Source organism: Hydrogenophaga palleronii NBRC 102513 (assembly GCF_001571225.1).
Classification (GTDB): Bacteria; Pseudomonadota; Gammaproteobacteria; order Burkholderiales; family Burkholderiaceae_C; genus Hydrogenophaga; species Hydrogenophaga palleronii.
In genome coordinates, this window is record NZ_BCTJ01000077.1 from 1 (window position 1) to 6,176 (window position 6,176).

Sequence of the window (6,176 nt, forward strand, 5' to 3'; positions counted from 1 at the left end):
CCCCTTCCCAGCGCCGCAGGCGCGCCAGAGAGGGGGAAGCCGCATCAGCGGCGCAGGGGGGTGTGCCGAATCACGGCTCCACCAGCGTCAGCTTGGCGATGCCCACCGCGCTGGCCGATTCCACCAGCAGCTTGGACTGATCCACCAGGCTGGCGATGGTCTTCTCGATCGCGGGGCGGCCGGGGGCGCCCTTGGCGATGGCGCGGTCGAACGGTGCCGGGATGGACTCGGCGGCGGCAACCGAGGCCGCCAGCTGGGCGGTGGTCTTCTCGGCCAGGTCGGCCTTCTTCGCGGCCACGAGGTCGCGCACGCCCGGGCCTTGCAGCAGGCTGCCGTCGCGCTTCTTGTACTGGCCCAGCCACACGTTCTGGATGCCGGTGGCGTTGGTCACGATGTCGCGGTGCGTGTTGTCGGAGAAGCAGGAGTGTTCGTCTTCCTGGTCCTGCGAGTTCAGCGCCACTTCCATGCGTTCGCCGGCGAGTTCACCGCGCGAGAGCGAGCCCAGGCCGACGATGATCTTGCGCACCGATTCCTTGCCGCCCTTCTCGAAGCGCGCGCGGTAGTTCTTCTGGCCGGGCGCCCAGGCCTTGGCCAGGTATTGCAGGTCGTCCACCAGCAGCTGGGTGGCCACGGTGAGGAACTGGCGGCGGCGGTCGGCGTTGGGTTTCTTGCCGTCAACGAAGTCTTCAAAAGAACGGTCGCCCGGGCCGGTTTCGCTCAGGTCCTGGCCCCACAGCAGGAACTCGATGGCGTGCCAGCCGGAGCTGATGTTTTCTTCGCCGCCGCGTTCGTTGAACTTGGCCAGGTTGGCCTTGGTGATCTTGAACTTGGTGTTGTTGATCAGGCCCGAGTTGGGCTTGCCCACCACGTAGTCCACATAGGACTCGTCCAGCGGCCAGGCGTTGATCTGGCCTTCGGGGCCCTTGTCGTCGTCGATCGGGCCGCCGTAGAAGCGGAAGGCCTCGGTCTGGCCGTAGAACTCGCGCGCGCCCAGCCAGGCCTTGCGCGCAGCAGCCAGGCCGTCGACCGAGGGGGCGGCGACGAAGGCGGCGATGGCGCTCTGCATCTCCTGCGCGGCGGCCAGGGTGTCGCTGTAGTTGGCCGACACCAGGGCGGCGTAGTGCGTGGCCACCGTGGCGTAGGTGGCGCTCGCCGGCGCCGCAACGGCGGCAGCGGGGCTGGCGGGGGCCTGCGCCTGGGCAGGGGCGTGCAGCATCGACAAGGTGGCCGACAAGGCCAGAACGAGCAGGGTGGGTTTCATGGTGAGGACCAGAAAAAAGCGGACGGATGGGACCGGCGCACGCCGGCGGGTGCTCAGTGTAAATGAGAACAATTCCGCCAAAGGCCCCAAAACCACCCCGCCGATGGGCCCATCGGCGCGGCCTTGATCTGCGTCAAGTCCGCGCCCCCTCGCCTCGCTTTCGGGTGCTCAGTCGCGCATCAGGGCTTCGATCTCGTCGGCCTTGACCGGCACGTCGCGCGAGATCAGCTCGCAGCCGCTGGCGGTGACGATGGCGTCGTCCTCGATGCGGATGCCGATGTTCCAGAACTGCTCGGGCACACCGTCGCCCGGGCGCACATACAGGCCGGGTTCGATGGTCAGCACCATGCCGGGCCGCAGCACGCGGCTCGGGCGGTCCTTGATGGTCTCGCCGCTCAACGGGTCCTTGCGCTCGCTCACCGTGCCGAGTTCGGACGGCTCCACATAGCTGCCGCAGTCGTGCACGTCCATGCCCAGCCAGTGGCCGGTGCGGTGCATGTAGAACGGGAAGTAGCTGCGGTTGGCGATCACGTCTTGCGCGTTGCCGACCTTGTTGCGGTCGAGCAGGCCGACGTCGAGCAGACCCTGGGCGAGCACGGCCACCGTGGCCTCGTGCGGGTCGACGAAACGCGCGCCGGCCTTGGTGGCGGCCACCGCTGCGTCCTGGCTGGCCAGCACCAGGTCGTACAGCGTGCGCTGCGGGCCGGTGAATTTGCCGTTGGCCGGGAAGGTGCGCGTGATGTCGCTGGCATAACCGTCGAGCTCGCAGCCGGCGTCGATCAGCACCAGTTCGCCGCTGCGGATCGGCGCGGCGTCGGCGCGGTAGTGCAGCACGCAGGCGTTCGCCCCGGCGGCGACGATGCTGCCGTAGGCGGGGTATTGCGAGCCGTGTTCGCGGAAGCTGTGCAGCAGCTCGGCGTCAAGGTGGTACTCGCGCACGTCCTGGCCGGCGCGCAGCATGCTGGCGCTGCGCCGCATGGCGCGGATGTGGGCCTGGGCGCTGATCTGCGCCGCGCGCCGCATGGTGGCCTGCTCGAAGGCGTCCTTCACCAGCCGCAGCTCGTCCAGGATGCCGCACAGGTCGCGCTGCGACTCGGGGCACAGGGCGCCGTAACGCACCCGCGCACGCACCGGCTGCAGCCAGCCGTTGATGCGGCTCTCCAGCCCCTCGTGGGTGGCGAAGGGGTACCACACGGTGTGGCGGTTCTCCAGCAGGCGCGGCAGGCGCTGGTCGAGCTCGGCGACGGAGAAGGCTTCGTCCACCCCCAGGTGCTCGGGCGCGGCGCCGGGGCCGAGGCGGATGCCGTCCCAGATCTCGCGCTCCAGGTCTTTCGGCTGGCAGAACAGCGTGGTGTGGCCCTCGGCGGTGATCACCAGCCAGGCGTTGGGCTCGGTGAAACCGGTGAGGTAGTAGAAGTAGCTGTCGTGCCGGTAGATGAAGTCGGTGTCGCGGTTGCGCGGACGTTCCAGCGCGGTGGGCACGATGGCGATGCCGCCGGCACCGAGCTGGGCGGCCACGCGGGCGCGGCGCTCGGCGTACAGGGAGGTGTGGGTGGTGGAGTCCATGCGCGCCATTGTCTGACTTTTGCCAGGGGCCTGTGAGGCAGCGCCCGGAGCACCCGCGGAACCGGCTTTGCCGGGTCGCCAGGTGCAGGGCTCGGTCAGCCGGCGGCGTTGAGTTCTGTGAGGCGCTCGGGCGTGCCGACGTCGATCCACGGTCCGGTGTAGAGCCCGGCGCTCACGCGCCCGGCGTCCATGGCGCGGCGCAGCAGCGGTGCCAGCGGCTCGGCCGTGCCCTGCGGGTTGCCGGGCACGATCTCGCACCAGGGCGCCTCGAACAGCTCACGCCGGTACAGGCCGATGGTGCTGTAGGTGTGGCGGGTGCCGCCTTGGTTGAGCGCCAGGCCGTGCTCGTTCAGGCCGAAGTCGCCGCGCGGGTTGTGGGGCGGGTTGGGCACGAGCCAGATGTGGGCCAGTTGCCCGCTGGCGCGAAAGCGCGCCACGCTGTCGGCCGAGAACTCGAAGCCGGGCGCGTAGACGTCGCCGGCCAGCACCCAGAACACTTCGCCCAGCAAAGGCAGCGCACGTGCGATGCCGCCGGCGGTTTCCAGCGCGTAGCCGAAGTCCTGGCCTTCGTGCGACAGCGCCACGTGGGTGCCGGGGTGCTGGGTCGACCACTGGGTGCAGAAGGCGTCGATCTGCTCGCCCAGCCAGGCGGTGTTGACCACGAGGTGCCGGAAACCGGCGGCCGCCAGCGCTTCCATCGGCCACTGCATCAGGGGCTGCCCGCGCACCGCCAGCAGCGGCTTGGGCGTTTCATCGGTCAGGGGCCTCATGCGCATGCCACGCCCGGCGGCGAGGATCATGGCCGGAATCGGGGGGGCGGCGGACGGGTCTGCGGCGAGTCGGGTCATGGGCGGTGTGGTGTCCGGTGCCGGCTCACGCGCCTGCACGCCGGGGAATTATGTGCCTCTGCGCGAAGCCCGGAGGTGCCTGTGGCGGGCCCGCATCGGCCGGGCCGATAAAATCCGGTGTTTTGCGCCGCCGCGCATCCGTCTTTCCCTACCCACCCCCGCACCACGACATGTCCGACGCCGCCAGCACCCCCACCCGCACCGACTCCCCCGTGAGCGCCCAGACCCAGGCCAACGCCATCCGCGCCCTGGCGATGGACGCGGTGCAGCAGGCCAACTCGGGCCACCCTGGCGCGCCCATGGGCATGGCCGACATGGCCGTCGCCCTGTGGGGCCACCACCTGCGCCACAACCCGGCCAACCCGCAGTGGGCCAACCGCGACCGCTTCGTGCTGTCCAACGGCCACGGCTCGATGCTGATTTACGCACTGTTGCATCTGACCGGCTATCCGCTGCCCATCGGCGAGCTGAAGAACTTCCGCCAGCTGCACAGCAAGACCGCCGGCCACCCCGAGTACGGCATCACCCCCGGCGTGGAAACCACCACCGGCCCGCTGGGCCAGGGCATCACCAACGCGGTCGGCATGGCGCTGGCCGAGAAGCTGCTGGCGTCCGAGTTCAACCGCGACGGCCATGCCATCGTTGACCACCACACCTACACCTTCCTGGGCGACGGCTGCCTGATGGAAGGCATCAGCCACGAGGCCGTGGCCCTGGCCGGCGCCTGGAAGCTGAACAAGCTGATCGCGCTGTACGACGACAACGGCATCTCCATCGACGGCCAGGTCACGCCCTGGTTCATCGACAACACCGCGCTGCGTTTCACCGCCTGCGGCTGGAACGTGATCGGCCCGATCGACGGCCACGATGCCGAGGTGGTGCAGCGCGCCATTGCCGACGCCAAGAACAAGACCGGCGGCCCGACGCTGATCATCTGCAAGACCCACATCGGCAAGGGCAGCCCGAACCGCGCCAACACCGCCAAGGCGCACGGCGAGCCGCTGGGTGGCGAAGAAATCCAGCTCACGCGCGAAGCCCTGGGCTGGTCGCACCCGCCGTTCGAGATTCCGCAGGACGTGTACACCGCCTGGGACGCCAAGGCCGCCGGCCAGGCCGCCGAAGCCGACTGGAACGAGCGCTTCGCCGCCTACCAGGCCGCCTTCCCGGAACTGGCGGCCGAGTTCACGCGCCGCATGCAGGGCCAGCTGCCCAAGCACTTCGCCCAGACGGCGGTTGACGCCGTGGTCGGCGCGCACACCAAGGCCGAAACCGTGGCCAGCCGCAAGGCCAGCCAGCTGGCGCTGGAAACCTTCACGGCCGCCCTGCCCGAGCTGCTCGGCGGCAGCGCTGACCTGACCGGCTCCAACCTCACCAACACCAAGTCCACCCCCAGCCTGCGCTTCAACCTGGCCGGCGACGTGGTGAAGAACGAAGCAGGCCAGGGCGGCCGCCACATCAACTACGGCGTGCGTGAATTCGGCATGGCCGCGGTCATGAACGGCGTGGCGCTGCACGGTGGTTTCATCCCCTACGGCGGCACCTTCCTCACCTTCAGCGACTACAGCCGCAACGCCATCCGCATGGCCGCGCTGATGAAGCTGCGCGTGATCCATGTGTTCACCCACGACTCCATCGGCCTGGGCGAAGACGGCCCGACCCACCAGTCCATCGAACACGCCGCCAGCCTGCGCCTGATCCCCAACCTGGACGTCTGGCGTCCGGCCGACACCGCCGAGACCGCCGTGGCCTGGGCTGTGGCGCTGGAAAACAGCACGCGCCCGACTGCGCTGCTGCTGAGCCGCCAGAACCTGCCGTACGCGCCCAAGACCGACGTCGGCCACATCAGCCAGGGTGCGTATGTGTTGTCCGAGCCGGCCGAAGTGGGCCTGAAGAAAAAGGCCCAGGCGGTGATCATCGCCACCGGTTCCGAAGTGCAGCTGGCGCTGAAGGCGCAGGAGCTGCTGGCCAAAGAACACAAGATTGCGGTGCGCGTGGTCTCCATGCCCAGCACCACCACGTTCGACCGCCAGAGCGCGGCCTACAAGGTCTCGGTGTTGCCGGCCGGCGTGCCGCGCGTGGCGGTCGAGATGGGCAGCACCGACGGCTGGTGGAAGTACGGCGTTGCCGCCGTGGTCGGCCTCGACACCTACGGCGAGTCGGCCCCGGCGCCGGTGCTGTTCAAGCACTTCGGCTTCACCGAACAGAACGTGGCGGACACGGTGCGTGCCGTGCTCGCGAAACGCTGAGTCCACCCGGGTTGAGTCAAGCCCGTTCGGGCTGAGCCTGTTGAAGTCCCCACCCGGGTCAACCCTTCGACAAGCCCAGGGCGAACGGATCGATTTTTTTATTCAAAGGAGCATCCATGACCATCAAGATCGGTATCAACGGCTTCGGCCGCATCGGCCGCAACGTGCTGCGCAGCGCCATCCAGAACTTCTCGGACATCGAAGTCGTCGCCATCAACGACCTGCTCGAGCCCGACTACCTCGCCTACATGCTGC

5 protein-coding genes are annotated in these 6,176 nt (G+C 68.9%); 2 read left to right on the top strand and 3 right to left on the bottom strand.

Annotated elements, in window-relative coordinates:
- Nucleotides 1-70 precede the first annotated feature (70 nt).
- From HPA01S_RS22125 to HPA01S_RS22135, 3 genes are all read right to left on the bottom strand, one after another.
- A complete protein-coding gene (locus HPA01S_RS22125) occupies nt 71-1,261 on the bottom strand; it encodes an imelysin family protein (protein WP_066273624.1) in 1,191 nt (396 codons plus the stop codon).
- 168 nt (nt 1,262-1,429) lie between these two features.
- Entirely contained in the window at nt 1,430-2,827 is a 1,398-nt protein-coding gene (locus tag HPA01S_RS22130; protein WP_066273628.1) for an aminopeptidase P N-terminal domain-containing protein, read from the bottom strand.
- Nucleotides 2,828-2,922: 95 nt separating this feature from the next.
- Nucleotides 2,923-3,675, bottom strand: coding sequence for a nucleotidyltransferase family protein (locus tag HPA01S_RS22135; RefSeq protein WP_281193169.1), 753 nt, complete (start codon nt 3,673-3,675; stop codon nt 2,923-2,925).
- A 170-nt stretch (nt 3,676-3,845) separates the two neighbouring features.
- Here HPA01S_RS22135 and tkt point away from each other — a divergent pair, with 170 nt between their 5' ends.
- Together tkt and HPA01S_RS22910 are read left to right on the top strand one after the other, a co-directional pair.
- Complete coding sequence (tkt, locus tag HPA01S_RS22140) at nt 3,846-5,921, top strand: transketolase (RefSeq protein WP_066273629.1); 2,076 nt, start codon at nt 3,846-3,848, stop codon at nt 5,919-5,921.
- Nucleotides 5,922-6,037: 116 nt separating this feature from the next.
- The coding region (locus tag HPA01S_RS22910) for a glyceraldehyde 3-phosphate dehydrogenase NAD-binding domain-containing protein (RefSeq protein WP_169801569.1) at nt 6,038-6,176 on the top strand (139 nt) is incomplete at its 3' end.

What these genes read in the sequence shown, in the direction of transcription:
- HPA01S_RS22125 (WP_066273624.1), bottom strand. Translation starts at nt 1,261, where the DNA reads ATGAAACCCACCCTGCTCGTTCTGGCCTTGTCGGCCACCTTGTCGATG.
- HPA01S_RS22130 (WP_066273628.1), bottom strand. Translation starts at nt 2,827, where the DNA reads ATGGACTCCACCACCCACACCTCCCTGTACGCCGAGCGCCGCGCCCGC.
- HPA01S_RS22135 (WP_281193169.1), bottom strand. Translation starts at nt 3,675, where the DNA reads ATGACCCGACTCGCCGCAGACCCGTCCGCCGCCCCCCCGATTCCGGCC.
- tkt (WP_066273629.1), top strand. Translation starts at nt 3,846, where the DNA reads ATGTCCGACGCCGCCAGCACCCCCACCCGCACCGACTCCCCCGTGAGC.